This is a genomic window from Arthrobacter sp. 35W (genome assembly GCF_000482545.1).
In the GTDB taxonomy this organism is placed as follows: Bacteria; Actinomycetota; Actinomycetes; order Actinomycetales; family Micrococcaceae; genus Specibacter.
Map to the genome: position 1 here is coordinate 447,274 of NZ_KI519454.1, position 26,184 is coordinate 473,457.

Here is a 26,184-nt window from a genome sequence, read left to right on the forward strand (position 1 = left end):
GAAGGAAACAAGACATGCGAATCCTCGTCGTCAACGTCAACACCACGCAGTCCATGACCGATTCGATCGCCGCCCAAGCCCGGGCCGCAGCGGCACCCGGCACGGAAATCGTGGGGCTGACACCGAAGTTCGGTGCCGAGTCCTGTGAAGGAAACTTCGAGAGCTACCTGGCCGCCATCGCCGTCATGGACGTGGTGCTGTCCTACCCGGAACCGTTCGACGCCGTCATCCAGGCAGGCTACGGGGAGCATGGCCGTGAGGGCCTCCAAGAATTGCTGGACGTTCCGGTCGTGGACATCACCGAGGCAGCCGCCAGCACCGCGATGTTCCTGGGCTACAAGTACTCCGTCGTCACCACGCTGGACCGCGCGGTGCCGCTGATCGAAGACCGCCTCAAACTTGCCGGACTTGAGGCGCGCTGCGCCTCGGTGCGGGCCAGCGGCATGGCCGTTCTGGAGCTCGAAGAAGAGCCGGAGCGGGCCGTGCAGGCCATCGTCGACCAGGCGGAGAAGGCTGTCAATGACGACAAGGCCGAAGTCATCGTTCTGGGCTGCGGCGGCATGGCGGGCCTGGACGACCAGGTCCGCGCCAGAACCGGTGTTCCGGTGGTCGATGGCGTCGCCGCCGCCGTCACCATCGCCGAATCCCTGGTGCGGATGGGGCTCTCCACCTCCAAGGTCCGCACCTACGCCGCACCCCGGCCCAAGAAAGTCATCGGCTGGCCCATGTCGGCCCAGCCGGTCTCTTCCTAGCAACCGCTTCCGCAGAGAACAATATCCAACCAAGTGCTTGAGTGGGCGGCCGTCGGGAACCGGCGGCTGCCCATCCACCATTCGAACAAGGGAAAAGTTAAATGTCTGAATCATCCAAGCCCCAGTTTGACCTGGTCTTTCGGGGCCAGCGCATACTCACCACCGCGGGCATCGTTGCCCGTGAAGTGGGTGTGCGCGACGGGTTGATTGCCGCGATTGAGCCGTTGGGCAACGGTCTGGAGGGTGCCCAGATCATCGAACTGGCCGACGACGAGACGTTGATCCCGGGCCTGGTGGACACCCATGTCCACGTCAACGAGCCCGGCCGCACCGAGTGGGAGGGGTTTGCCTCCGCCACCCGTGCCGCGGCCGCCGGCGGCGTCACCACCATCATCGACATGCCGCTGAACAGCATTCCGCCGACCACCAATGTCGAGGCCCTGCGCCTGAAGCGCTCGGTGGCCAAGGACCAGGCGTTCGTTGATGTCGGATTCTGGGGCGGTGCGATCCCGGGCAACAAGAAGGACCTCCGCGGCCTTCACGACGAGGGCGTCTTCGGCTTCAAGTGCTTCCTGCTGCACTCCGGCGTGGATGAGTTCCCCCACCTGGAAGCGGACGAGATGGAGGAGGACATGGCAGAGCTGAAGTCCTTCGACTCCGTCATGATCGTCCACGCCGAGGATTCCCGTGCGATCGACAGGGCCCCCTCCGCCGAGGGCGACCACTACGACAAGTTCCTGCACTCCCGCCCCCGCGGCGCGGAGAACATCGCCATCGCCGAGGTCATCGAGCGGGCCCGCTGGACGGGTGCCCGCGCCCACATCCTGCACCTGTCCTCCTCCGATGCGCTGCCGATGATCGAATCGGCCAAGGCCGACGGCGTGCACCTGACGGTGGAAACGTGTCCGCACTACCTGACGCTGACCTCCGAAGAGATCCCCAACGGAGCCACCGCCTTCAAGTGCTGCCCGCCCATCCGTGAGGCCAGCAACCGCGAAAAGCTCTGGAAGGGCCTGGAGGACGGGCTCATTGACTGCATCGTCACCGACCACTCGCCGAGCACCCTGGACCTCAAGGACCTGGAAAACGGCGACTTCGCAGTGGCCTGGGGCGGCGTTTCCTCGCTGCAGCTTGGCCTGTCGCTGATCTGGACCGAGGCACGCAAGCGCGGCATCGCCCTGGAGAAGGTCCTCAACTGGATGTCCAAGCGTCCGGCGGAGCTGGCCGGCCTGCACCGCAAGGGCCAGCTGGCCCTGGGCTTCGACGCCGACCTGGCCGTCTTTGCCGCCGACGATGCGTACGTCGTCGACGTCACCAAGCTCAAGCACAAGAACCCGATCACGCCGTACGCCGGCAAGGCGCTCTCCGGGGTCGTCCGCAAGACGTACCTGCGCGGTGGGCTGATCGATGGGGAGACCCCCACCGGCAAGCTCCTGCGCCGCGGCGAACTCTAGAGGCATTGTTGCGGCTGCTTTGGTGCAGCCGCCGGAATCCGGCACCAACCCCTGTGGGTTGGTGCCGGATTGCGTTTAGGGACCGAGCACGCCACAACTGTTCATATTCCACTAAGTGGAAACATTTATCCAAAATCTGACGTAAGATGGTTCCACAACAGGGATGGACCACGCTGCAGCCCGCCTGCAGTGGTCCGCGATGACGTGCAGTCCCGTGGCCCAGCGCCGCGGCATGGTGCTCCAACGACGGAGGGCTGTGGCAGTCCGCGGACGCGGCACTCCTTCCCACCTGCACAGAATGAGGCCCCTATGCCTGGAGTTGTTGTCCTTCCCGAACTGGGTGAAAGCGTCACCGAGGGAACCATCACGCGCTGGCTCAAAGACGTTGGCGACATTGTCGAGGTGGACGAGCCGCTGCTGGAGGTGTCCACCGACAAGGTCGACACCGAGATCCCCTCGCCGTGGGCCGGCCGGCTGGCCGAAATCCTCATCAAGGAAGATGGGGTGGCCGAGATCGGCGCATCGCTGGCCCGCATTGAAGAGGCTTCGGCCACCACAAGTTCCCCCCTCCCTGTAGTCGAAGGCAGGGAGGCGGGGGAGTCCTTCGCAGCTGCGGCGGCTCCGGCGGCAGCCGCTGTTGCCGCTCCAGCCGCTGTTGCCGCTCCGGCGGCTGTGCCTGCGCCGGCTGCCGCGCAGGAGCGCACGACGCCGTACGCGACACCGCTGGCGCGCAAGCTCGCCCGCCAGGGCGGCCTGGATCTGTCCGCCGTGCCGGCCACCGGACCCGGCGGCCGGATCACCGCATCGGATGTGGGCGGGACACGCACCGCTGCCGTTCCTGCTGCCGCACCTGCAGCAGCTGTGGCTGCGCCGGCCGTTACGGCCGCCCTGGTTCCGGCTGCACCGGCCCAGGCCCCCGCCGCGCCGGCACCGGCCGCCGCTGCGCAGCCGAAGGCAGCTGCCCCGGCAAGCCCGCTGCGCGGCACCACCGTGAAGGCTCCGCGGATCCGGCAGATCATCGCCGAGCGCATGCGCCAGTCCCTGGACACCTCGACCCAGCTCACGCAGGTCATCGAAGTGGACATGACCCGCATCGCCGCGCTGCGCACCCGCTCCAAGGACGCCTTCGCCGCGGCACACGGCGCGAAGCTGACCTTCCTGCCGTTCTTCGCCCTCGCCGTCGTCGAAGGCCTGCAGCAGCACCCGGTGCTCAACGCCTCCTACGACCAGGAGCGCCAGGAAATCACCTACCACCAGGACCAGCACCTGGCCATCGCCGTGGACACGGACAAGGGCCTGTTGGTGCCGGTGGTCTTCGGTGCCGGCGAAATGAAGCTGGACGGGCTCTCCAAGGGCATTGCAGATGTGGCCCAGCGGACGCGCAGCGGCAAGATCGGCGCCAACGAGCTCTCCGGCGGCACCTTCAGCCTGACCAACATCGGCTCGGTCGGGGCACTGTTCGACACCCCGATCATCAACCAGCCGCAGGTCGGCATCCTGGGCACCGGTGCCATCGTCAAGCGCGCCGTCGTGGTGACGGACGAGGACGGCAACGACACCATTGCCTTCCGCTCCATGGTCTACCTGTCCCTGACCTACGACCACAGGATCGTCGACGGTGCCGACGCCGGACGCTATCTGCAGACAGTGAAGAAGCGCCTCGAGGGCGGCGACTTCGCTGAGGCGTTGAACCTCTAGACGCGGAGGGGAACCGCCAAACGGTTGAACGGCAGGGGCCGTGCGGAAACAGTCGGACTGTTTCTGCACGGCCCCTCCTTTGTGGCATCACTCAGCGTTGAGCCAAGGGAAGATGGGGCAATGCAGACGACTCGAAAACACCTCATCATCGGGACCATGGTTTCCCTTGGAGTGCTTGTGCTGCTGTGGGCCGGCAGCCTGGCGTTGAACCTGCTTGACGACGTCGGAACAGCCACGGCAGCCCGTACGCTCGCAGCCGAGCTGGGCGTGGAGTCCGAACGCTGCGGGCCTCGAAACCTGCTGACGATGCGCAAAACCTGCACCGGATCCACGAATGTTGCCGGGAGGCTCCGGATCTATGTGAAGTACTCCTAGCAGCCCGGCCCGCAGACCAGCTATGAAGGGGGGCTGCCCGTGCACGGATCCAATGGATCCGCGACCGGGCAGCCCCCCTTCTTTGCTGTCTAGGCGTTGCCGGCGGCCACCAGCTGGTCCAGCACATGAGGGGTGAGCGGGCTGCCGGGGAAGGCTGCAATGCGGCCCAGCGGCATCGAACCGATCATCTTCACCAGGGACGGATCGGACATCAGCGCGAGCATTTCGCCGCCGCCGCCGGAGGCCTGGGCCGCGGCAAAAGCGCCGCCGAGCACCTGTCCGCCCACCGGGTGGGCCATCCACTCGGCCAGCGTCGAATCGGTGTCCAGGGGCAGCACCACGTCGTCGCCCGCAACGGCCACGGAGGCCGAGAGCCGGATGTCGCGCGAGGACGCGCCCACCTCAACCGTGTAGCTGCCGGTTTCCACGGTCCACCCGCTTGCCGGTACGTTCCAGTACGCGAGCTCCTCCCGGGGGATGTCGAGGCTGATGTGGCGGGTTTCGCCCGGCTCCAGCGCCACGGTGGCGAAGGCGCGCAGCTCGCGCGGGGCGCGGACCACCGCGGATCCCGGCAGTCCCACATACACCTGGACTACGTCGCGGCCGGTGCGGCTGCCGGTGTTCTGCACGTCGAGGGACACGCTCAGCCCGGACTCCGATGCTGCCACCTCAAGTCCGGCGTAGCCAAAGCTCGTGTAGGACAGGCCATGCCCGAACGGGTAGCTGACCTCCATGGTGCGTGCATCGTAGTAGCGGTAGCCCACAAACAGGCCCTCGCCGTAGCGGACGTGGGAGTTTTCGCCCGGGAAGTCCAGGTAGGCCGGGGTGTGGGCCAGCTCCAGCGGGATGGTCTCGGCCAGCCGGCCGGAGGGGTTGACGACGCCGAACAGTACATCGGCGATGGCTCCGCCGCCGGCCTGACCCAGCAGCCAGCCCTCCACAATGGCCGGGACGCGCTGGCCCCAGCCGGAGAGCCGGACCACGCTGCCGTTGGACAGCACGACGACGGTGCGCGGGTTCGCGGCCAGCACGGCCTCGATCAGCTCGGTCTGCTCTGCCGGCAGTTCCAGGTGCGTCCGGTCGAAGCCCTCGGATTCGTCTCCGCTGGGCAGGCCCAGGAACAGCAGTGCGACATCGGCGGCGGCCGCGGCGGCAACGGCCTCCGCCACGAGGCCGGCAGGGCTGCCGTCCTCGCCGTCGGCACTGTCCACGGTGTAGCCGGCGGCGAAGACGGCACCGGGCGCCTGCACGCGGATCTCGTCCAGCGCGTTGTCCAGCTTCGTCGGGTTGATCTGCGAGCTGCCAGCCCCCTGGTAGCGTGGCGTACGGGCAAACTCGCCAATCACCGCGACATTGGCGCCCCGGGCCAGCGGGAGCAGCCCGCCGTCGTTCTTCAACAGCACGATGCCGCGCCCGGCAGCCTCGCGGGCCAGTGCGTGGTGGGCCTGCACATCGTAGCCTGCGGAGGCATCCGCGCCGTCGACCACGCGTTCAACCATGGTGAGGACCCGGTGCGCGGCGGTGTCCAGGACGGACTCGTCCAGGCTGCCATCGGCCACGGCCGCCACGATCTGCGTGTCCGTCACGCCGCCGCTGGAGGGCATTTCCAGATCCAGCCCGGCGGCGAGGCCCGCCACTCTGTCATTGACGGCGCCCCAGTCGGAGACGACCAGGCCGTCAAAGCCCCACTCGCCGCGCAGCACGTCGGTCAGCAGCCACGGATCCTCCGAGGCGTAGACGCCGTTGATCTTGTTGTACGAGCACATGACAGTCCAGGGCCTGGCCTCGGTGACCACGCGCTGGAAGCCGCGCAGGTAGATTTCCCGCAGCGGACGCTCGTCGACGTCGGCACTGACCCGCAGCCGGTCCGTTTCCTGGTTGTTGGCGGCAAAGTGCTTCAGCGAGGCGCCCACACCCTGGCTCTGCAGGCCGTTGACCAGGGCTGCGCCCAGGACGCCGCTGATGTACGGGTCCTCGGAGAGGTATTCAAAGTTGCGCCCGCCCAGCGGGGAGCGCTTGATGTTGATGCCCGGGCCCAGCAGGATGCCGACGCCCTCCGCCTTGGCCTCCTCGCCCAGTGCCACGCCCACGCGTCCCACCAGCTCCGGGTCCCAGATGGAGCCAAGGGCGACGGCGGGCGGGAAGCAGGTGGCGGGTACGCTGTCCATCAGGCCGAGGTGGTCGCCGCCTTCGCGCTGCTTGCGGACGCCGTGGGGGCCGTCGGTGAGCATGATGGAGGGAACGCCGGCGTGCTCTATGGCCTTGGTGTTCCAGAAACTGGCGCCGCTGGTAAGGGACGCCTTTTCCCCGGTGGTCAGCCCGGACAGGGCCTCGGTGGGCTTGCTCATGGTTCTCCTTGAAAAGTAGGTGGAGCTGTCGGTTAGTTGGCGGCCGGGTAGCGCAGTCCGTGGCCGAACCGGAACAGGGGGTCGGCCGTGTCAAAGGGGACGTCGGGGAGGTTGGCCTCGACGGCGTCCATGGAGCGGGGCAGGTCCATGGGCAGGCTGCCCTGCGGCGCGGCCACACCGAAGAGCACGTCCAGCAGCGCCGGGGCACCGGCGCCGAAGTTGGCCGTGATGGCCGCGGCCTCGCCGACGAGCGGGGTCAGAATGGCGGGGCGGTCAAGGAACACATCCAGAACCGTAGGAACCGTTCGGCACAGGGTGGTGAGCTCCTCCAGCTGGTCCGCCGGGTAGTCCAGCGAGCCGGCGTGGAAGAAGTTCTCGAACATGGTGCCGCGCTCTTCGTAGGGTGCCTGCAGGCGCACGATGGCGACGTCGGCCTCCGCGGGGGAGCCAACCACCTCCGCATAGCCGGCGGCAGCCTCGGCGCTGACGCCGCGCAGGTACACCTTCAGGCCCCTGGCCAGCGGCAGCGTGGGCGCGCCGGAGGCAGCGGGCCGGTTGGTGAGCAGCGTGAACGAGGCGCGCTGGGCGGCCTCGCCCGCGGCCTGGAATTCGGCACTGCCGACGACGGCGGCGGCACGGTCGACGTCGACCAGCGGGGAGTCGAAGAGGCCCAGCACAAACTTCTCCCGCAGCAGCCGGCGCGCGGACACATCGATTCGTTCCTCGGACACCTCGCCACTGGCCACGAGGTCCAGGAGGAGCTCGGGGATGGCCTCGCCGCCAAATTGGTCGGCGCCCGCATTCAGCACGGCCAGCATGCGCTCGCGGGGCGAGAGATGCTCCACGCCCCAGGCCCGGGCGGGGAACGGCTGCCCGCCGATCACGGCGTCGGACAGCAGGCCCCAGTCGGTGCAGACCACGCCGTCGAAGCCGTAGCGCTCGCGCAGCAGGCCGGTGATGACCGACTTGTTGAACCCAAAGCCAACCTCCTCGTACTCGGTGCCTACGGGCATGCCGTAGTACGGCATGATCTGGCGGGTTCCGGCGTCGAAGGCGGCCTCGAAGGGCAGCAGGTGGTGCTCGAAGTTGCCGCCCGGGTAGACCTGCTCCCGGCCGTAGGCGAAGTGCGGATCCTCGCCGTCCTTCTGCGGCCCGCCGCCGGGGAAGTGCTTGGTCATGGTGGACACCGACTCCGGGCCGAAGGTTTCGCCCTGGAAACCGCGGATGTAGGCGGCGGCCAGCCGGCCGGTGAGCTCCGCGTCCTCGCCGAAGGTGGCCACCTGGCGGGACCATCGCGGCTCAGTGGCCAGATCGATCTGCGGATGCAGGGCCACCCGAAGCCCGACGGCGGTGTACTCCTGGCGGGCGATGTCGCCAAAGCGCTCCACCAGGGCCTCATCGCCAATGGCCGCCAGGCCCAGGGGCTCGGGCCACTGGGAGAACGGCCCGGCCAGCATGGCAGTGCCCGGGTTTTCGGTGAAGGAATGCCGCGGGTCGGTGGACAGTGTCACGGGGATGCCCAGCCGCGAAGATGCGGCCAGTTCCTGGAGCTTGTTGTGCCAGCTGGCCATCTGGGCGGCGCTGTCTGCGGCGCCAAAGACATTGAAGTGGGTCATGGCCCGGGCGGAGACGAGCTCCACGGTGGAGGCGATGCCGAAGACGGGGTCGGCGTCGGCCAGCCCGCCGTCGGCGCCAAGGGTGATCATGGTGTGGAAGAACAGGCCGGCCTTCTCCGCCAGCGTCATTTGGCCGAGAAGGTTCTCCACCCGCTCCTCGATGGGCAGGCTGGGATCGCGGAAGGTGGTGTCGATGGTGGTGGTCTCGGTCATGGCAGCAGGTCCTTGGTGGTAGAGGGTTCAAAGAGGGCAGGGGAGGGGTGTCGTCTGATGCGGCGCCCGGTGCGGCGGGCCTCGTCTCGGGCGACCAGTGGGGCGAACAGCCACCACAGCGCAAGGGTGGCACCGGCGCCCAGCACGGCGCCGGCGACGGTGTCGGAGAGCCAGTGGGCACCCAGAAACGTCCGGCTCCACATCATCACCGCGACAAAGACAATCCCTGCGGGCCACCACCAGCGGCGCACCGATGGTGCCAGCAGGACGGCAACCATGATGACGAACGCGGTCGTGGAGACCACATGGCCGGAGGGGAACGAGCCGTGGTCCACGATCACCAGCGGATTGGCCGGGCGGGGTCTGTCCACCACGTTTTTGACCACCTGGGCCAGAACCATGGGGACGGTGTAGCAGAGCACTGTGAAGAGGGCGGCCCACCAGCGCCGGGCGAACATCAGGATCGCCAGCAGCACGGGCAGCACCAGCAGGCCGGGCGGGCGGCCAAAGGCGTCCAGAAACGCCACGAGCCCATTGGGCTCATAGCCGGCCGGCGCGACGGTCGCTGCATGCCACCACCTGTCGATGCCCTGGAAGAACGGGGCCGCCGGGGCCGGCAGCAGGGCAAGCATCATGATTCCGATGACAGCTGCCGCGGCGGCGGCCCCGACCCACTGTGCACGCAGCCGCCCGTTTCCGGGCGCCGGCTGCTGCTGGAGGGCGGCCATCAGCGCACCGGCTTGATGGCTGGCGGGGCGGACGTGCTGAATCCTTGGTCATGCAGTTTCCCAGCAGGTGACGTCATCGTCATGGGTCCTGGCCTTTCGGAGGGGCGTCTTTGCTGACGCGGTATGCAAAACCATACGATGCACGGTTTTGATGCGCAAGGGTTGATTTTTCCCACGCCGTGGTGCGGTACGATCGGGGGCATGTCAGCGAAAGGGTCCTACCCCAAAGGTGTCGCCAAGCGCGAGGAGATCCTGCGCACGGCGCTGGCGATCTTTTCCCAGGAGGGCTACCGGGGCACCTCGCTGCGCGAAGTCGCCCGCGAGTGCGGCCTCAGCCTGCCCGGGCTCATGCACTACTTCAACTCCAAGGAAGAGCTGCTGGCGGCCATCCTGAAAAAGCGCGACGAGAACGACTTCGCGGCCAGCTACGTGGAGGGCGAGGATCCCTTCGCCATCCTCAGCGCCACCATGCGGCACAACGCCGAGGTCCCCGGACTGGTCCAGCTCTACGCGACCCTCTCCGCGGCGGCCAGCGACCCCGCGCACCCGGCCCACGGCTTCTTCGTCGAGCGGTACCGCGAATTCCGGGGCCGGCTTGCAGACGCGGTCCGCGAACGGCAGGCCGCCGGGCTGCTCGACGCCGGTCTGGATCCGGAGAAGCTCTCCGCCATTGCCATAGCGCTCGCCGACGGCCTGCAGGTGCAGTGGATGCTGGACCCTGGCATCGACATGGCCGCGCACATCGACTATTTCCTCTCCCTGGCCACCACGATGGCAGCGTCTCGCCCGCCTGCACCCTAGGCGCACATCGGCTGTCGATAGACTCGGGCCATGGCACTTCGAAGCACCTCGGCGGCAGCGGGTCCCGCCGGTTCCCTCGTCAGCGGCGACGTCCGCCGGCACAACCTGAGCATCGTTGCCCGCTATGTGGTGGACCACGGGGCTAGTTCCCGCAGCCAGATCGCCGACGGCGCCGGGCTCACCCGCGGCTCCGTGACGGCGCTGGCGTCGCTGCTGTTGGACGCCGGCGTGCTGCGCGAAGACGCCCCCCAGGATTCCCGCGGCAAGGGCCGCCCGCTGACCCTGCTCCATCTGGCCGCCGACGACGTGGCAATCCTGGCCCTCCAGCTGGATGCGGACGAGGTCACCGCAGTGGTGGCCACACTGTCGGGCGAGCCCCTGCTGCGCATTGCCGAGCACCACGGCCGGCCCATGGGCGCCCCGGAGCCCATCCTTGACCTGATGGCCTCGGTGCTGGGGCGGGCACTTGATGCCTGCGCCGGGCTGGGGCGGCGGCTGGTGGATTCCACGGTGGTTGTCTTTGCCCCGGTGGGCGGAACGCCTCCGGTGGTCGTCGCCGATACGGATCTGGGCTGGGGGAGGGTTGACGTCCTGGCCGGACTGCGGGCGCGCGAGCCCCGGACGCCCCCGTCCATGCGGCTGCTGCCGGACTCGGTGTTGGCAGCGCAGGCGGAGCTGGGTCTGCTGGAGGATGGCCGCGACATGGTCTACATCAAGAGCAACTCGGGCATCGGTGGGGCCATCATCGTTGACGGCACCGTCGTCGCGGGTGCGCACGACGTCGCCGGAGCCCTGGGCCACCTGCCGCTGGTGCCCGGCGGCGAGCAGTGCGGCTGCGGCCAGCGCGGCTGCCTGGTGACGGTTTCCGGCCCGGACGCCGTCCTGCGTGCGGCCGGCCTTGGCCGCCTGCTGGAATCCGACGGTCTGTCCGCAGCGCTCGATGAACTGGTCAGCCGCATCCTGGCCGGCGAACAACACGCCTCCGCTGCATGGAACGATGCAGCCGAATGGATTGCCCGCGCGCTGCAGGTCCTGGCGATGGCCTTGGATCCGCGCGTCATTGTTCTCGGCGGCTATTGGGCCCCCCTGGCGGATTCCATCGCCGAAAGTTTTGCCCAGAACCGCCCGGCCGCCGTGCCGGGGGACCCGTGGATTGGCACGGCTGTAGTGCCCGGCCGGCTGGACCGGGACGCCGCGCTGTTGGGGGCGCTGTGGAGTGCCCGGGACAGGCTGCTGCTGGACCCACTCCAAATTTCCACATAGTTCAACCCTTGAATTATTGATTTCGGCACTGCATACTCGTTGATCAACCCCTCCTTTAGCGGCGGGCGGAAGCTTTGACTCCGAGAAATCTCAACGATGAGGAATGTCGTGTCCACTCCAGCTCCCTCCTTTGGGGTCGCCCAGTCCGGCGACCCGGCAACCATTTCAAACATCCCCGGCTCCGGGGATAAACCCCCAACCAGCCCGCCTGCCACCAAGGCGCTTCTGCCGTGGATGGCCGCCACCTCCGTCTTCCTGTTCGCCACCTATTCGGCGCTTGGCGGCATTCTGCTGCCAGTCCAGGTGGCGCTGATCAGTGAAGCGGACAAGGTCGCCAATCTGGCCACGGTGAGCACTGTCTCGTTCATCTTCACCCTGTTCGCCCAACCGATCGTCGGCGCCTTCAGCGATCGCACCCGTGGGCGGCTTGGCCGCCGCGCGCCGTGGATGATCATCGGATCCTCGATCGCCGCCATAGCGCTGCTCGGCCTCGGCGGCATGTCCAACGTCCTGTGGATCACCGTCTTCTGGGTGGTCATCCAGGTGTCCCTGAACGCGCTGCAGGGCCCGCTGTCGGCCATTGTGCCGGACCGTTTCCCACGTTCACGCCGCGGCGCCGCCTCGGCCATGGTGGGCATGGGCACCATGATCGGCGCCACCGTCGGCGTCGTCGTCGCCGGACAGTTCGCCAGCAACCTGGGCATTGGCTACACGGTCTTCGGGATCGGGGTGCTGGCGGTGACGATCCTTTTCGTGGTGTTCAACCGCGACACCTCCAGCGTGGACCTGGTGGTCGAACCGTTCTCCTGGAAGCAGTTCCTCGCCGGATTCTGGATCAACCCGAAGCAGAACCCGGACTTCGCCTGGGCCTTTGCCGCCCGGTTCTTCTTCATTCTGGGCTACTTCGTCATCTCGGCCTTCCAGCTGTACATCCTCACCGACTACATCGGCCTTTCGCTGGCGGAGGCAGCCCTCAGCGCCGGCCTGCTCAGCATCGCCGGGATGGTCACCACGCTGGTCTCGATCGTCGTCGCCGGCTTCTGGAGCGACAAGCTGGGCCGCCGCAAGATCTTCATCTACGCGGCATCGGTCATCATGGTCCTCGGCCTGGCGGTTCCGCTGGCCATGCCCACCATGACGGGCATGATCCTGATGAGCGCCGTCAATGGCTTTGGCTTCGGCCTGTACATGGCCTGCGATACGGCCCTCATGACGGAGGTTCTGCCCGGCGGCGGCGTCTCGGCCGGAAAGGACCTCGGAATCCTGAACGTTGCCACCAACATCCCGCAGGCCATGAGCCCGGCCATTGCCGGCGTCATCATTGGCTCCTTTGGCGGCTACCCCATCCTGTTTGTCTTCGGCATGATCTCGGTCGTTGTCGCAGCCCTCGTCCTCATCCCCATCAAAAGCGTTCGCTAGGAGAACCCCCATGGCATCAGCAGCACAGCAGCCCGAAGCAACCACCCAGGCCGGCGTCGTCCGCGGCCGCTGGCGGGATGGCTCCGCGGCCTTCCTGGGCATTCCCTTCGCCGAGCCGCCCATCAATGAGCTCCGGTTCCAGGCCCCCGTTCCGCACCGACCGTGGTCCGGTGTCCGCGACGCCGTCGAGTACGGACCGACCCCGCAGCGCAAGACGCTGGCCGAGGTGACCCTCATCCCCGAGCCCTCCATCGAGGGGGAGTCCACGCTGAATGTTAATGTGTTCACCCCGGCTCCGGGTCCGGCCGACGACGGCGGACTGCCGGTGCTGGTCTGGATCCACGGCGGCGGCTATGTGGCCGGCTCCCCGGCCAGCCCCTGGTACGACGGCGCCGCGTTCAACCGCGACGGCGTGGTGACGGTGAGCATCTCCTACCGGCTGGGCTTCGACGGCTTCGGCTGGATCGAGGATGCCCCGGCCAACCGCGGCATGCTCGACTGGCTGCTGGCCCTGGAGTGGGTGCGGGACAACATTGCGGCCTTCGGCGGCGACCCGGCGCGGGTGACCATCTCCGGACAGTCCGCCGGGGGAGGGGCCGTCCTGACCCTGCTGGGCTCCCCGCGTGCGCAGGGGCTGTTCTCCCGCGTCCTGTCCCTGTCGGGTCCGCCCACCCAGGTGGCCATGGAAGCCTCGGAGGAACTGGGCCGCAAACTTGCCGCCCTCGCCGGCGTCGCCCCCACTGTGGCGGGGCTGTCGGCCCTGTCCGAGGCCGAGATTCTGGCCCTGCAGGGGCAGCTCTCCTCTGTGGGCGGCTCCGATCCGACTGCCGACCCGCTGGCCGGGCTGTCCACAATGCTCAACGAGGGGCTGACATTGGGGCCGGTGGTGGACGGTGCCCTCATTCCACTGTCCACGGCGGAGGCGCTGGCGGCCGGCATCGGTGCCGACAAGGAACTGATTCTGGGCACCACCGACAACGAATTCAACATGGTGCTGGCCGGTGCCGGGGACGCTCTGGCCGCTGTTCCACCCGCCGCCGTGCTCGGCGGTCTGGGGGCCACGCCCGGCGTTATTGAAGCGTATGTGGCGGCGCATCCGGGACTGGATACCGCTGCACTGGTGGGCCAGTTCGTCACCGACCACATGTTCCGGGCACCGGCGCTGGATTTGGCCGAGATCCGCGCCGCCGCACAGGCCCCCACCTGGCTGTACCGCTTCGCCTGGGCTTCACCGGCCGTGGGCGGGGCCGGCCACTGTCTGGACGTGCCGTTCATGTTCGACTGCCTGGGCAGTGAGAGGATCGCTGCGCTGGCAGGCCCCCAGCCGCCGCAGGCCCTGGCGGATGAGGTCCATGCCAGCGCCGCATCCTTCATCGCCACCGGGAATCCGGGCTGGCCGCAGTGGGACGACGCCGGCCAGGCCGTGCGGGTCTACGACCTGCCCACCACCGTGGTTGCCGATGGATATGCGGACGCCCGGGCCCTGATTCCCGAGCGGGCCGCCCAGCACTAAGCCAAGAGGAGGCTGTGGCCGCTGGACGGCCGCAGCCTCCTGTTGGGTTCATTGGGCGTTGTCCGGCCCGACGTTCAAGGACCCCAAGCGGCTCAGCTGTAGCCGGGTGGATTCAATGCCTGCGTCCGGCAGGGGATCCCCGTGCCGGTGGACAACCCTCCATTCCCCGCCCCCGCGCCTGAAGATGGTGGTGACGCGGAGTGCGCAGGGCAGTGGTGGAGCACCGCCCACCGATGCAGTGGTGTGCTCGATGCCCACGATGTACGCAAGATCGCCGCTGACGCCGGAGGCGATGACCTGGGTATCGTACGCCGTGCACTGGGAAAAGCGGGCGGCGAAGACGTCGAACGTGGCGGCCACCTCGTCCGGCCCAGACTGTGTCACAACGGCGCCGAAAAGGGTCACGGGAGCCACCCTGGACCACAAGCGCTTGCGGGGCCCGGCGACCCCATTGTGCAGAGAGGTCTAGGCGGCCGTCAGGCCCGGCATGACCGCGGCCAGAAATTCATCTACGTTGTCCACAGCGCCTCCTCAGCGATGCCCCCGGCGTACCAGCCACGGTGATGGTCGATGCGGCAACCACCACGAACCAAAGGACGGCCAGCAGCTTTCTATTCAATAGAAACACGACGGATTCCAGCTGTGAACCGGGAATCTCGCGGCAGGTGCAACCACCCACCGGGCAGCGCGTTACGCTGTTGAAACTGCCAGGGCACGGCAAAGGCGGCCGCGGTGCACTGGACAGATTATCTGTCCGATGCTCCGGGGCCGCCTCGTGCATGTCGCTGTGCGAGGTCAGGCGTGGGTTGGTTCCACGCTCTGGGCCAAAGCGGCAAACTCGGTGCCGATCCGGCTGCCCACCTCGATGAGCAGCCGGCCGGCCTCTGCCATGCAGACGCTGACATCGGGCTCGATCTCCGTCAGTGCATAGACGGAATGGAATCCGGCCCCCACCAGCTGGCTGAGGGTCAGGGTGGTCCGCCCGCAGACGGCAATGATCGGCACATTCGCGGCAGCGGCGCTGAGCGCCACGCCCATGGGTGCCTTGCCGCCCAGGCTTTGGGCATCAAGGCTGCCCTCGCCGGTGATGACAAGATCCGCCCCGTCCAGGCGCTGCGGCAGGGCCGTGAAATCAAGGATGACGTCGATCCCGGGACGGCGCTCGGCACCGAGCACCGTCAAGGCGGCGTAGCCCACGCCACCGGCGGCACCGGAACCCGGCGCCTCCATGTGCGTGACGCCGTCGGTGCCCAAGTGGTTGGAGACGCCGCGGTAGAGGCGTTCAAGCCCCTTTTCCAGCAGGTCGATGTCCGAGGAGGAGGCACCCTTCTGCGGGCCGAAGACTGCTGCTGCACCCTCCGGGCCGAGCAGGGGATTGTCGACGTCGCTGGCCAGGACAAACTTTGTCTTGGCCACACGCGGGTCCAGGCTGCTGAAGTCCATGTCCCACAGGCGCTCAAGGAACCCACCGCCGTCGGCGAGGCGGCGGCCGTCGCAGTCGAGCAGCCGCACGCCCAGGGCGCTGATCAGCCCGGCGCCGCCGTCGGTGCAGGCACTGCCGCCGACACCGAGGGTGATGGCGGTGGCGCCGGCATCCAGTGCGGCGAGGATCAGTTCCCCGGTGCCGCGGCTGGAGGACCGCAGCGGCTCAAGCTGGTCCTGCGGCAGCACCGCAAGGCCGGAGGCGAGGGCCATTTCAATCACTGCCTCCTGGCCGCGGACGGCGAAGTCCGCGGCCAGGGGTTCTCCGGTGGGACCGGAGACAGTGACGGTGCGGCGGGTGAAGCCGCTTCCCACGGCGGCGTCGAGGGTTCCCTCGCCGCCGTCGGCAACCGGAATGCGCTCCACCGTGACATCCGCCAGAACGGTCTTCAGACCGATTTCCAGATACTGGCAGACCTCTGGTGCCGACAGGGAGCCTTTGAACTTGTCAGGAGCAACGATGATGCGCATTCGGGTACCTTCTAGTCCAGCAGGGCGATCAGGGCGGTGGGCGCGTCCTGGTGCTTCTCGGCCAAGTCCTCGAACTCGGTGACGTTGTTCAGCTCGGTGCCCATCGAAATGTTGGTCACCTTCTCCAGGATCACCTCAACGATCACCGGCACGCGGAACTCGTTCATCCAGGCCTGGGCCTTGTCGAACGCGGCAGCCAGGTCCTCGGGGTTCTCCACGCGGATGGCCTTGCAGCCCAGGCCCTCGGCCACCTTGACGTGGTCCACGCCGTAGCCGTTGGTCTCGGGGGAGTTGATGTTGTCGAACGCCAGGGAGACGTTCTGCTCCATCTTGAAGCCGCGCTGGGACTGGCGGATCAGGCCCAGGTAGGAGTTGTTCACGACGACGTGGATGTACGGCAGGTTGAACTGCGCGCCCACGGCCAGTTCCTCGATCATGAACTGGAAGTCGTAGTCGCCGGAGAGGGCCACCACGGTTTCGCCGGGCTTGCCCTTCACGACGCCCAGGGCTGCCGGAACGGTCCAGCCCAGGGGGCCGGCCTGGCCGGCGTTGATCCACCGGCGCGGGCCGAACACGTGCAGCAGCTGTGCGCCGGCAATCTGGGACAGACCGATGGTGGAGACGTAGGTGGTGTCCTTGCCGAAGGCCTTGTTCATCTCTTCGTACACGCGCTGCGGCTTGATCGGCACGTTCTCGAAGTGGGTCTTGCGCTGCAGGGAACCCTTGCGCTCGACACACTCGGCAACCCAGCCGGAGTAGTCCGGCAGCGTGCCGGCGGCCTTGCGGGCCTTGGCCAGGGCGAGCAGACCGTCCAGCGCGATGCCGGCGTCGGAGGTGATGCCCAGGTCCGGGGAGAACACGCGGCCGATCTGCGTCGGCTCGATGTCAATGTGCACAAACTTGCGGCCGGTCGTGTAGGTGTCCAGGCCGCCGGTGTGGCGGTTGGCCCAGCGGTTGCCGATGCCGATCACGAAGTCCGAGGCCAGCATGGTCTCGTTGCCGTAGCGGTGGGAGGTCTGCAGACCCACCATGCCGGCCATCAGCTCGTGGTCGTCGGGGATGGTGCCCCAGCCCATCAGCGTCGGGATGACCGGAACGTTCAGCAGCTCGGCCAGCTCCACCAGCTGCGCGGAGGCGCCGGCGTTGATGATGCCGCCACCGGCGACGATCAGCGGGTGCTTGGCCGCGGTCAGCATGTCCAGGGCCTTCCCCAGCGCGACCTCGGAGGCGCGGGTCTTCTCCACCGGGAGGGGCTCGTAGGCGTCGATGTCGAACTCGATCTCTGCCATCTGGACGTCGAAGGGCAGGTCCAGCAGGACCGGGCCGGGACGGCCGGAGCGCATCAGCTGGAAGGCCTTGGCGAAGGCGCCGGGGATCTGGCCAGGCTCCAGGATGGTCATCGCCATCTTGGTCACGGGCTTGGCGATGGACTCGATGTCCACGGCCTGGAAGTCTTCCTTGTGCAGCTTGGCCACCGGCGCCTGGCCGGTGATGCACAGGATCGGCACGGAGTCCGCCCACGAGGCGTAGAGCCCGGTGATCATGTCGGTGCCGGCGGGGCCGGAGGTGCCGATGCAGATGCCGATGTTGCCATCTGCTGCACGGGTGTAGCCGTCGGCCATGTGGCTGGCGCCCTCTACATGGCGGGCCAGCGTGTGGTTGATGCCGCCGTGGGCGCGCATGGCGGAGTAGAACGGGTTGATGGCTGCTCCGGGCAGGCCGAACGCCTCGGTGGCGCCCTCCTTTTCCAGAATGAGGACGGCAGCGTCTACGGTGCGCATCTTGCTCATGGTGTGCTCCTAAAAAGTTTGTGTGTGGTGCAAAAGTGGTGTTGGGCCTGGGCCCGGAGGTCAGAGACCCGGTGTGGCTACTTGCGGCCGCTGAGCTGCAGGACCTGCTTGAAGAGGCCCGAGTGGTCTAGTGCGCCGTCGCCCTGGTTCACGGTGGCGGCAACGAGCTGTGCGACGACGGCGCCGAGGGGGACGGCGACGTTGGCTTCGCGGGCTGCGGCGGTGACGATGCCGAGGTCCTTGTGGTGCAGGGCCAGGCGGAAGCCGGGGTCGAAGTTGCGGTCGAGCATCTTCTGGCCCTTCTGGTCCAGGACCTTGGAGCCGGCCAGGCCGCCGCCGAGGACCTTCAGTGCTGCGTCGGTGTCCACGCCGTAGGCCTCAAGGAAGGCGATGGCCTCGCCGAGGACCTGGATGTTGACGGCGACGATCAGCTGGTTGGCTGCCTTGACGGTCTGGCCGGAACCGGCCGGGCCGACGTGGACGATGGTCTTGCCGACGGCGGTGAGAACGGGCTGGGCTGCCTCGAAGTCGGCGGCCTCGCCGCCGACCATGATGGACAGGACGGCGTCAATGGCGCCCTGTTCGCCACCGGAGACCGGGGCGTCAAGGGCGCGCACGCCGGCGACCTTGGCGTACTCGGAGAGTCGCTTGGCAACATCGGGGCGGATGCTGCTGGCATCGATCCAGAGTGCACCGGGCTTGACGTTGGCGAAGACGCCGTCGGCGCCGAGGACGACTGCCTCAACATCGGGGGAGTCCGGCACCATCGTGATGACAACGTCGGCGTCCTTGACGGCGTCGGCGATGCTGGTGGCGGCACGGCCGCCGGCGGCTGCCAGCTTGTCGATGGCCCCCTGGCTGCGGTTGTAGCCGCTGACCGTGTGGCCGGCCTTGACCAGGTTGGTGGCCATGGGCAGGCCCATGATTCCGAGACCGATTACTGCAACGTTCGTCATGAGAAGTCCTTTGTGGAAGAAGAGCGGGGGAGGGGGAAGACGGGTGTCTTAGCCGGCCTGGCTGGTGCTGCGCTGGCGGATGGCCCAGGAGAAGGCCTCGGCTGCGGGGGCCTTGTATTCCAGACCGATGTAGCCGTCGTAGCCGAGTTCACGGCTGCGGGCGATCCATTCACCGAGGGGGAGTTCGCCGGTGCCGGGGGCGCCGCGGCCGGGGTTGTCGGCAATCTGGATGTGGCCGAAGTCCTTGGCATGGTTCTCGATGACAGCTGCCACGTCGTCGCCGTTGACGGCCAGGTGGTAGAAGTCGGCGAGCAGCTTGACGTTGTCCACTCCGCCGGCCTGGGTCTTGGCGAGAACGTCCAGAACATCCTGGGCCGTCTTCAGCGGGTAGGCGGGGGTGCCGGAGACCGGCTCCAGCAGGACGGTGCCGCCGATGCGGGCGACGCCGGTGGCTGCGGCAACCAGGTTGGCCACGGCCAGTTCGTCCTGCTCCTGGGCGGAGGCGCCGTCCTGGCGGTTGCCGTAGAGGGCGTTGAAGGCCTTGCAGCCCAGACGCTCGCCGATGCCTGCAACAACATCGATGTTGTCCTTGAACTCGGCGTCGCGGCCAATCCAGGACACCAGGCCCCGGTCGCCGGCAGGCATGTCGCCGGCGTTGAAGTTCAGGCCGGTCAGCTGTACGCCGGCGTCGGTGATGGCCTTTTCAAAGGCATTGACGTCCTTGTCGGAGGGGACGGATTCGGCGAAGGGCCACCAGAACTCCACGGCTTCGAAGCCTGCAGCCTTGGCCGCTGCGGGGCGTTCCAGCAGGGGGAGCTCGGTGAGGAGGATGGAGCAGTTCACTGTGTAGCTCATGGGGTTCCTTCCTTGGGCCGGCCCGCTCTGTGGAGGAGAGGGGAGGACTGGCCCGCGATTCAAAGTATTTCATATTATGGAAAGTAACTTCTGTCTTATGAAAATAATAGGTTGATGGCGCGGTGTCGTCAACCCCGTGACAGAACAAACACCACTCCAACGACTACGGCGCCGTCCCAGCAATCATGCTGGAACGGCGCCGCGGTGTGGAAGAGGTTTGTCGTGCTGTTTTGGTATGGCCTAGGTGAGGCGGATCTGGCGGTTCATGTCCTTGTACAACAGGTAGCGGAACTCGCCCGGGCCGCCGGCGTAGCAGGCCTGCGGGCAGAAGGCGCGCAGCCACATGAAGTCGCCGGCCTCCACCTCAACCCAGTCGTTGTTGAGCAGGTACATGGCCTTGCCCTCCAGGACGTACAGGCCGTGTTCCATGACGTGGGTCTCCGGGAACGGGATGACCCCGCCCGGCTGGAACGTCACGATGTTGACCTGCATGTCGTGGGCCAGATCGGAGGAATCCGTGAATCGGGTGGTCTTCCAGGCGCCGTTGGTGTCCGGCATCGCTGTCGGTTCGACTTCGGCGTCGCTGGTGACGAAGGACTTTGCCTCGTAGCCCTCAAGGCGCTCGTAGGCCTTGCGGATCCACTGGAAGGAGACGATGTCATCCGAGACGTTTTCCAGACCCCAGTTGGAGCCGGCGGCAAGGTAGGCGTAGCCGCCTTCCTCAAGCTGGTGGAGTTCGCCGTCGAGGGTCAGGTTGACCTTGCCCTTGGTGACGAAGACGACGCCTTCGACGCCGGCTTCGAACTCGGCCTTGGGTGCGCCGCCGCCGGGGGCGATTTCCACGATCAGCTGCGAGAACGTGGTGGCAAAGCCGGAGATCGGCCGGGCCAGGATCCAGGAGCGGCTGTTGGTGAAGCCAGGCAGGGTGCTGGTCACGATGTCGGTCATAACGCCCTTGGGAATGACCGTGTAGGCCTCCGTGACGATGGCCCGCTCCGTGGTGAGGTGCGTCTGCGGCGGCAGGCCGCCTTGCGGGTAGTAGTAATTGCCCATCATTGGATCCTTACTTAGAAGTGGAGTGTGCCAGCCGCGGGTGTGCCAGTGCGGTCAGCTGGGAAAGGTCGATGCCGACCAACGACTGGACCTCGTCGGTCCCGACGGCGCCGCACTGGACACCGCGCAGAACGAAGGCGGCCAGGGCGCGGGCGGTGGCGGGCTCGTCCATGACGCTGCCTTCCACACGCTCGACGTAGTTGCGAAGGCGCGCCGCCGCGGCCGGCAGGCCCTGGCGGTAGAAGGCGTACGTGGCCAGGAAGCGCGTGGGCAGCTGGGCCTGGTGCAGGTCCCAACCCTGGTAGTAGCCGCGTTCCAGCGAGCGGCGGACCAGACGGCCGTGCAGCTTCCAGGCGTCCTCTATGCCGTCACCCATCGGGATGACGTTGGTGGAGCCGTCGGAGAGGCGGATGCCCGTGCCGGCCACGGCAAGCTGCATGACCTCCTTGGCGAAGTCCGCCACCGGGTGCTCCATCGACTGGTACTCGGCGGAGATCTGCAGCGAGGCGCTGTAGTCGTAGGTCCCGTAGTGCAGTGCGGAGATCCGCCCCGGCACCACATGCGGCAGCTGGGCCACCGGCGAGGTGCCCTCGGGTCCGAGGATCAGCTGCGGGGTCTCGACCTGCACCTCGAAGCGGAGCCGTCCGGCCCCCAGGCCGTGGATCTGCTCCAGGCGGCCGACGGCGAAGTCCATCGCCTTGACCTGGGCCACCGTGGTGACCTTGGGCAGGGTCAGGACCAGGCCCTCGGGCAGCTCGCCGGCGCGGGCCAGCGTGGAGACAAAGAGATCCAGCGTGCGCAGACCGCGGTCCCGGGTGGGTGCCTCGAAGCACTTGAACCGGATGCCGATGAACGGCGGGGCGGTGCCGGCGGCCACGGCTGCGGCCACCTGCTCGGCGGCGGCAACGGCCGCCGCATCCTCGACGTCGTCGCCGCGGTCGCCGAAGCCGTCCTCAAAGTCCAGACGCAGATCCTCGATCGGCTCGCTGGCCAGCTTGGCCGCAACGCGGCCGGTGATCTGGGCGGCCAGCTCGTCGTCGAACCCCAGCAGCGAGGCCAGACGGTCCAGACCGCCGTGGGCATCTGCCGTGGCCTGGGCCTCGGCGCCCCACTGTGCCACGAAGCCGGTGTTGAACCTGTCGGCCGGCACGTAGACGGTGTGGATCGGCTGGCGGCTGCCGTCGTCGCCCGGGTAGCCGCGTTCCAGCAGCGTGTCCGTGCCCTCCAGCGAGGAATTGATGAACTTCAGATCCGAGGGATCCAGGGATGGTGTGGTCGCCATGCCTAGCCCACCAGCTCGTAGGCCGGGAGGGTCAGGAAGTCCGTGTAGTCCTCGGAGAGGGTGATCTCGGCGATGAGCTCGCTGGCGGGCTTGTAGTAGCGGGCGAAGGTTTCCTCGCCCACCTCGCCGCGCAGCTTCTCGGTCTCCACGGCCAGTGCGGCCTTGACCAGCTCACGGGTGACGGTGTTGCCGGTGTCCTGAAGGACCACCTGGTTGCGGATCTGCTGCCACACCTGCGAGCGGGAGATTTCGGCCGTGGCCGCATCCTCCATGAGGTTGTGGATCGCCACCGCACCGTTGCCGGAGAGCCAGACGGCGGTGTAGGCGACGGCGACGTAGAGGTTCAGGTGCAGACCCGCCTCCGTCACGGAACCGTTGGCCGAGGCCACATCCAGCAGCTGCGCCGCTGTCACGGAGACCTCGGGGCGCTGGCGGTCCAGCTGGTTCGGCTTCTCGCCCAGAACGGCGTCGAACACCTCCTGGCAGACGGGCACCAGATCCGGGTGCGCCACCCAGGAGCCGTCGAAGCCATCGTTGGCCTCGCGGGTCTTGTCGTTGCGGACCTTGTCGAAGGCCGCGGCGGTGACCTCGGGCTCCTTGCGGTTCGGGATGACTGCCGCCATGCCGCCCATGGCGAAGGCGCCGCGGGCGTGGCAGGTCTTGACCAGGAGCTCGGTGTACGCACGCATGAACGGAGCCGTCATGGCCACGGAGGCGCGGTCCGGCAGGACAAACTGCTCGCCGGCATCACGGAAGTACTTGATGATGCTGAACAGGTAGTCCCAGCGGCCGGCGTTCAGGCCCGAGGCGTGGTTGCGCAGCTCGTAGAGGATCTCGTCCATCTCGAAGGCGGCCGGAATCGTTTCGATCAGCACCGTGGCACGGATGGTGCCCTGCTCGATCCCGAGGTGGTCCTGGGCGAAGACGAAGACGTCGTTCCACAGGCGGGCCTCGAGGTGGCTCTCCATCTTGGGCAGGTAGAAGTACGGGCCCTCGCCGTTGGCCAGGCGCGTCTTGGCGGTGTGGAAGAAGACCAGACCGAAGTCCACCAGGCCACCGGCGGCGGGCTCGCCGTCGATGAGGATGTTGCGCTCCTCCATGTGCCAGCCGCGCGGGCGGGCCACCACTGTTGCCAGCGGGCCGTCAGTGCGCAGACGGTACTCCTTGCCCTCGGGGGAGGTGTAGGAGAGGGTGCGCTCGGCGGCGCCCTTGAGGTTCAGGACGGAGTCGATGACGTTGTGCCAGGTTGGCGTTGCGGCATCTTCCATGTCCGCCAGCCACACCTTGGCGCCGGAGTTCAGCGCGTTGATGGCCATCTTGGTCGGCGTGGCCGGACCCGTCATTTCGACGCGGCGGTCGGTCAGTGCGGCCGGGGCCGGTGCAACCTTCCAGTCGCCGGCGCGGACGCCGGCGGTTTCGGGCAGGAAGTCCAGACGGCCTGTCGCGGCAACCTCGGCGCGGCGGACCTTGCGGGCAGCCAGGCGCTCGATGCGCGTCGGGTTGAAGCGTCGGTGCAATGCTTCGATGAATGCCAAGGCCTCGGGAGTGAGGATTTCATCCGCACGCTCGTGGGGTGCGGGGCTGGGCAGTGTCAGGGCCATTGTGGCTGTCCTTCCTAGTTGGCTTGGGCGTCGCGCGCGGCGTGGACGACGCCAATGATGGCCTCGGCAACGTCGCCTGCTACATGAGGATCAAACACGCTCGGAATGATGAAGCTGGCGTTGAGTTCATCATCCCCCACGCGGTTGGCGATTGCCTCTGCTGCAGCCACCAGCATTTCCGGAGTGATGTCCGAAACGCCGGCATCGAGCAGGCCACGGAACAGGCCCGGGAAGGCCAGCACATTGTTGATCTGGTTCGGGAAGTCGCTGCGGCCGGTCGCGACGACGGCGGCGTACTTCGCGGCGATGGTCGGGTCCACCTCGGGGGTGGGGTTGGCCATGGCGAACACGATGGAGTTTTCGGCCATCGAGGCGACCTGGGCCTCGCCCAGGACGTTCGGGCCGGAGACGCCGATGAAGACGTCGGCGCCGGCGACGGCGTCGTGCAGGGAGCCGATGAAGTTGTCCGGGTTGGTGTTCTCGGCCAGCCAGACGCGGTGCGCGTCGGTGTAGGTTTCGTCGCGGTTGATGGCACCGTTGCGGCCGCAGGCCACCACGTTGACGGCGCCCTGGGCCAGCAGGAGCTGGATGATGGCGTTGCCGGCAGCGCCGACGCCTGCGACGACGATCTTGACGTCGGCGATCTTCTTGTCAACGACCTTCAGGGCGTTGACAAGGGCGGCCAGGGTCACGATGGCCGTGCCGTGCTGGTCATCGTGGAAGACCGGGATGTCCAGTTCTTCGCGCAGGCGGGCCTCGATCTCGAAACAGCGCGGGGCGGCGATGTCTTCGAGGTTGATGCCGCCGTAGACCGGGGCGATGGCCTTGACGATCATGATGATCTCTTCGGTGTCCTGGGTGTCCAGGCAGACCGGCCAGGCGTCAACGTTGGCGAACTGCTTGAACAGGGCAGCCTTGCCCTCCATGACCGGCAGGGCCGCGGCCGGGCCGATGTTGCCCAGGCCCAGGACGGCGGAGCCGTCGGTGACCACGGCAACGGTGTTGCGCTTGATGGTCAGGCGGCGCGCATCCTCGGGGTTTTCCGCGATGGCCATGCAGACGCGGGCGACGCCGGGGGTGTAGGCGCGGGAGAGGTCGTCGCGGTTGCGCAGGGCAACCTTGGGGACAACCTCGAGCTTGCCGCCGAGGTGCATGAGGAAGGTGCGGTCGGAGACCTTGCGGACGTGAACGCCCTCCAAGGCGTTCAGGGCGTCCTTGATCTCATCCGCGTGGGCCTCGCTGGAGGTGTTGCAGGTGACGTCGACGACGATGCGGTCCTGGTGGGACTCGGTGACGTCAAGGGCAGTGATCAAGGCGCCGGCCGCAGCAACGGCGGCGGTGATCTCGCTGGTTGCCGTGAAGCTCGACGGTGCTTCAACGCGCAGGGTGATCGAATTTCCGGGGCTGGGTATCGCCATTGATGTTCCTCCTTGGAGTGACCCGGTGGGGACCGGATCGTCAGCATTAGTTTTCGTATTATGGATATTATTATCTATCTGGTGGAAACACAAGCACTTCATGACGACGTCTCGTCAAGGGGTTGAAGTGGTGGTATATCTTGGGATCAGGTCAAATTTTCACGATGTGGATAATTTTCTTCACGAAACCTCTAGGAGATCAAGGCAATGGCGGGAAAAACTGCTGGCGGAGTCCAATCGGTGGAACGCGTTTTCGAGCTTCTTGAGCTGATCACCGACGCCGGGGGAGAGGTGACGCTCTCTGAATTGGCCGGTTCCACCGACCTTCCGCTGCCCACGATCCACCGGTTGCTGCGCACGCTGGTGTCGCTGGGCTATGCCCGGCAGCTGCCCAACCGCCGCTACGCCCTGGGCCCGCGGCTGATCCGCATCGGCGACGGCGCAAGCCGGCAGCTGGGCGCACTGGCGCGGCCGCAGCTGGCATCGCTGGTGAAGGCGCTGGGCGAAACGTCCAATATGGCGATGCTCGACGGCGACATGGTGGTCTACATCGCCCAGGTCCCCTCCGCGCACTCGATGCGCATGTTCACCGAGGTCGGCCGACGCGTCCACACCCACGCCTCCGGCGTGGGCAAGGCGATCCTGGCCCAGCTCGATGACGAGACGGTCCGCGGGATTGTGGCCCGGGCCGGCATGCCGACGCCCACCGAGAAGAGCATCGGCAACGTCGAGGACCTGCTGGTGGATCTGCAGAAGATCCGCGAGCGGGGCTACTCCATTGATGACAACGAGCAGGAGATCGGCGTGCGCTGCTACGCCATGGGCATCCCCGGCGCCCCCACCCCCACCGCCATCTCCGTGTCCGGGCCGGTGTCGCGCGTGGATGATTCCTTTGCGGAGCGGGCCATTCCGCTGCTGCGTGCCGCCGCCCTGGAGGTTGCTGCGGCGCTGGACTACGAGGAAAAGGCGTCCTAGTCCGGCCATGTTCCGATGGCGATGGCCCCACCCCCGGCGACGGGTGTGGGGCCATCGCCATTTTAAAAGTTTCATGATGTGAGAGTCGATTTCCGAAAAACCATTGATTTGGGTCACTCAT

General features: G+C 67.3%; 20 protein-coding genes and 1 pseudogene. 9 read left to right on the forward strand and 12 right to left on the reverse strand.

Annotation, left to right across the window (positions count from 1 at the left end; all coding sequences use genetic code 11):
• Window positions 1-14 precede the first annotated feature (14 nt).
• From K254_RS0101810 to K254_RS21260, 4 genes and pseudogenes are all read left to right on the forward strand, one after another.
• Window positions 15-752 carry an aspartate/glutamate racemase family protein gene (locus K254_RS0101810; RefSeq protein ID WP_026553945.1) on the forward strand — a complete coding sequence of 246 codons (738 nt, stop codon included), beginning with the start codon at window positions 15-17 and terminating at the stop codon, window positions 750-752.
• Between the two features lie 101 nt (window positions 753-853).
• On the forward strand, window positions 854-2,206 hold the full coding sequence (gene allB, locus K254_RS0101815; protein ID WP_026553946.1) for an allantoinase AllB: 1,353 nt from the start codon (window positions 854-856) through the stop codon (window positions 2,204-2,206).
• A 219-nt stretch (window positions 2,207-2,425) separates the two neighbouring features.
• Window positions 2,426-3,904, forward strand: a pseudogene (sucB, locus tag K254_RS21255) (2-oxoglutarate dehydrogenase, E2 component, dihydrolipoamide succinyltransferase); the annotation flags it as partial.
• Window positions 3,905-4,060: 156 nt separating this feature from the next.
• Complete coding sequence (locus K254_RS21260) at window positions 4,061-4,279, forward strand: hypothetical protein (protein WP_155848423.1); 219 nt, start codon at window positions 4,061-4,063, stop codon at window positions 4,277-4,279.
• A gap of 89 nt (window positions 4,280-4,368) precedes the next feature.
• Here K254_RS21260 and K254_RS0101830 read toward each other — a convergent pair whose 3' ends face one another.
• From K254_RS0101830 to K254_RS21265, 3 genes are read right to left on the reverse strand one after another with little or no spacing between them, the layout of a single operon-like run.
• A complete protein-coding gene (locus K254_RS0101830) occupies window positions 4,369-6,627 on the reverse strand; it encodes a glycoside hydrolase family 3 C-terminal domain-containing protein (protein ID WP_026553947.1) in 2,259 nt (752 codons plus the stop codon).
• A gap of 32 nt (window positions 6,628-6,659) precedes the next feature.
• The gene (locus K254_RS0101835; RefSeq protein ID WP_026553948.1) at window positions 6,660-8,456 is read right to left on the reverse strand and encodes a glycoside hydrolase family 3 protein; all 1,797 of its coding nucleotides are present in this window, start codon (window positions 8,454-8,456) and stop codon (window positions 6,660-6,662) included.
• Window positions 8,453-9,184: a phosphatase PAP2 family protein gene (locus tag K254_RS21265; RefSeq protein WP_051388680.1), complete on the reverse strand. Its 732-nt coding sequence runs from the start codon at window positions 9,182-9,184 to the stop codon at window positions 8,453-8,455. The genes K254_RS0101835 and K254_RS21265 overlap by 4 nt, the downstream gene beginning before the upstream one ends.
• Before the next feature lie 201 nt (window positions 9,185-9,385).
• On the opposite strand from K254_RS21265, the gene K254_RS21270 reads away from it, so the two are divergent.
• The 4 genes from K254_RS21270 (at window position 9,386) to K254_RS0101860 (ending at window position 14,180) form a co-directional block, all read left to right on the forward strand.
• Window positions 9,386-9,985, forward strand: coding sequence for a TetR/AcrR family transcriptional regulator (locus tag K254_RS21270; RefSeq protein WP_051388682.1), 600 nt, complete (start codon window positions 9,386-9,388; stop codon window positions 9,983-9,985).
• Window positions 9,986-10,015: 30 nt separating this feature from the next.
• On the forward strand, window positions 10,016-11,248 hold the full coding sequence (locus K254_RS0101850; RefSeq protein WP_026553949.1) for an ROK family protein: 1,233 nt from the start codon (window positions 10,016-10,018) through the stop codon (window positions 11,246-11,248).
• A 108-nt stretch (window positions 11,249-11,356) separates the two neighbouring features.
• The gene (locus tag K254_RS0101855; protein ID WP_026553950.1) at window positions 11,357-12,667 is read left to right on the forward strand and encodes an MFS transporter; all 1,311 of its coding nucleotides are present in this window, start codon (window positions 11,357-11,359) and stop codon (window positions 12,665-12,667) included.
• A 10-nt stretch (window positions 12,668-12,677) separates the two neighbouring features.
• Window positions 12,678-14,180, forward strand: a complete 1,503-nt coding sequence (locus K254_RS0101860) for a carboxylesterase/lipase family protein (RefSeq protein ID WP_026553951.1) — start codon at window positions 12,678-12,680, stop codon at window positions 14,178-14,180.
• Between the two features lie 48 nt (window positions 14,181-14,228).
• Here the strand turns inward: K254_RS0101860 and K254_RS21275 are convergent, their stop codons facing one another.
• The 9 genes from K254_RS21275 to K254_RS21285 all read right to left on the reverse strand — a co-directional run bounded on the left by K254_RS21275 (window position 14,229) and on the right by K254_RS21285 (window position 25,088).
• A complete protein-coding gene (locus K254_RS21275) occupies window positions 14,229-14,585 on the reverse strand; it encodes a YybH family protein (RefSeq protein ID WP_051388684.1) in 357 nt (118 codons plus the stop codon).
• A gap of 390 nt (window positions 14,586-14,975) precedes the next feature.
• A complete protein-coding gene (locus K254_RS21280) occupies window positions 14,976-16,133 on the reverse strand; it encodes a glycerate kinase (protein WP_035748866.1) in 1,158 nt (385 codons plus the stop codon).
• A gap of 11 nt (window positions 16,134-16,144) precedes the next feature.
• On the reverse strand, window positions 16,145-17,923 hold the full coding sequence (gene gcl, locus K254_RS0101880; RefSeq protein ID WP_026553952.1) for a glyoxylate carboligase: 1,779 nt from the start codon (window positions 17,921-17,923) through the stop codon (window positions 16,145-16,147).
• Between the two features lie 77 nt (window positions 17,924-18,000).
• Entirely contained in the window at window positions 18,001-18,879 is an 879-nt protein-coding gene (locus tag K254_RS0101885; RefSeq protein WP_026553953.1) for a 2-hydroxy-3-oxopropionate reductase, read from the reverse strand.
• Window positions 18,880-18,927: 48 nt separating this feature from the next.
• Window positions 18,928-19,734: a hydroxypyruvate isomerase family protein gene (locus tag K254_RS0101890; protein ID WP_026553954.1), complete on the reverse strand. Its 807-nt coding sequence runs from the start codon at window positions 19,732-19,734 to the stop codon at window positions 18,928-18,930.
• A 240-nt stretch (window positions 19,735-19,974) separates the two neighbouring features.
• Window positions 19,975-20,787 (reverse strand): bifunctional allantoicase/(S)-ureidoglycine aminohydrolase, encoded by an 813-nt coding sequence (locus K254_RS0101895; RefSeq protein WP_026553955.1) that lies wholly within the window; start codon window positions 20,785-20,787, stop codon window positions 19,975-19,977.
• A 10-nt stretch (window positions 20,788-20,797) separates the two neighbouring features.
• Window positions 20,798-22,069, reverse strand: coding sequence for a DUF6986 family protein (locus tag K254_RS0101900; protein ID WP_026553956.1), 1,272 nt, complete (start codon window positions 22,067-22,069; stop codon window positions 20,798-20,800).
• Between the two features lie 2 nt (window positions 22,070-22,071).
• Window positions 22,072-23,670: a malate synthase A gene (gene aceB / locus K254_RS0101905; protein ID WP_026553957.1), complete on the reverse strand. Its 1,599-nt coding sequence runs from the start codon at window positions 23,668-23,670 to the stop codon at window positions 22,072-22,074.
• Window positions 23,671-23,684: 14 nt separating this feature from the next.
• Complete coding sequence (locus tag K254_RS21285) at window positions 23,685-25,088, reverse strand: NAD-dependent malic enzyme (RefSeq protein WP_035748868.1); 1,404 nt, start codon at window positions 25,086-25,088, stop codon at window positions 23,685-23,687.
• 207 nt (window positions 25,089-25,295) lie between these two features.
• On the opposite strand from K254_RS21285, the gene K254_RS0101915 reads away from it, so the two are divergent.
• Window positions 25,296-26,063 (forward strand): IclR family transcriptional regulator, encoded by a 768-nt coding sequence (locus K254_RS0101915; RefSeq protein WP_026553958.1) that lies wholly within the window; start codon window positions 25,296-25,298, stop codon window positions 26,061-26,063.
• Window positions 26,064-26,184 lie beyond the last annotated feature (121 nt).

Coding starts and splice junctions, on each gene's coding strand:
- K254_RS0101895 (WP_026553955.1), bottom strand. CDS start 20,787: ATGGGCAATTACTACTACCCGCAAGGCGGCCTGCCGCCGCAGACGCAC.
- K254_RS0101915 (WP_026553958.1), top strand. CDS start 25,296: ATGGCGGGAAAAACTGCTGGCGGAGTCCAATCGGTGGAACGCGTTTTC.
- K254_RS21280 (WP_035748866.1), bottom strand. CDS start 16,133: ATGCGCATCATCGTTGCTCCTGACAAGTTCAAAGGCTCCCTGTCGGCA.
- K254_RS21285 (WP_035748868.1), bottom strand. CDS start 25,088: ATGGCGATACCCAGCCCCGGAAATTCGATCACCCTGCGCGTTGAAGCA.
- K254_RS0101810 (WP_026553945.1), top strand. CDS start 15: ATGCGAATCCTCGTCGTCAACGTCAACACCACGCAGTCCATGACCGAT.
- K254_RS0101890 (WP_026553954.1), bottom strand. CDS start 19,734: ATGAGCTACACAGTGAACTGCTCCATCCTCCTCACCGAGCTCCCCCTG.
- K254_RS0101850 (WP_026553949.1), top strand. CDS start 10,016: ATGGCACTTCGAAGCACCTCGGCGGCAGCGGGTCCCGCCGGTTCCCTC.
- K254_RS21260 (WP_155848423.1), top strand. CDS start 4,061: ATGGTTTCCCTTGGAGTGCTTGTGCTGCTGTGGGCCGGCAGCCTGGCG.
- allB (WP_026553946.1), top strand. CDS start 854: ATGTCTGAATCATCCAAGCCCCAGTTTGACCTGGTCTTTCGGGGCCAG.
- K254_RS0101835 (WP_026553948.1), bottom strand. CDS start 8,456: ATGACCGAGACCACCACCATCGACACCACCTTCCGCGATCCCAGCCTG.
- K254_RS0101830 (WP_026553947.1), bottom strand. CDS start 6,627: ATGAGCAAGCCCACCGAGGCCCTGTCCGGGCTGACCACCGGGGAAAAG.
- gcl (WP_026553952.1), bottom strand. CDS start 17,923: ATGAGCAAGATGCGCACCGTAGACGCTGCCGTCCTCATTCTGGAAAAG.
- K254_RS0101885 (WP_026553953.1), bottom strand. CDS start 18,879: ATGACGAACGTTGCAGTAATCGGTCTCGGAATCATGGGCCTGCCCATG.
- K254_RS0101860 (WP_026553951.1), top strand. CDS start 12,678: ATGGCATCAGCAGCACAGCAGCCCGAAGCAACCACCCAGGCCGGCGTC.
- aceB (WP_026553957.1), bottom strand. CDS start 23,670: ATGGCCCTGACACTGCCCAGCCCCGCACCCCACGAGCGTGCGGATGAA.
- K254_RS0101900 (WP_026553956.1), bottom strand. CDS start 22,069: ATGGCGACCACACCATCCCTGGATCCCTCGGATCTGAAGTTCATCAAT.
- K254_RS21270 (WP_051388682.1), top strand. CDS start 9,386: ATGTCAGCGAAAGGGTCCTACCCCAAAGGTGTCGCCAAGCGCGAGGAG.
- K254_RS21265 (WP_051388680.1), bottom strand. CDS start 9,184: ATGGCCGCCCTCCAGCAGCAGCCGGCGCCCGGAAACGGGCGGCTGCGT.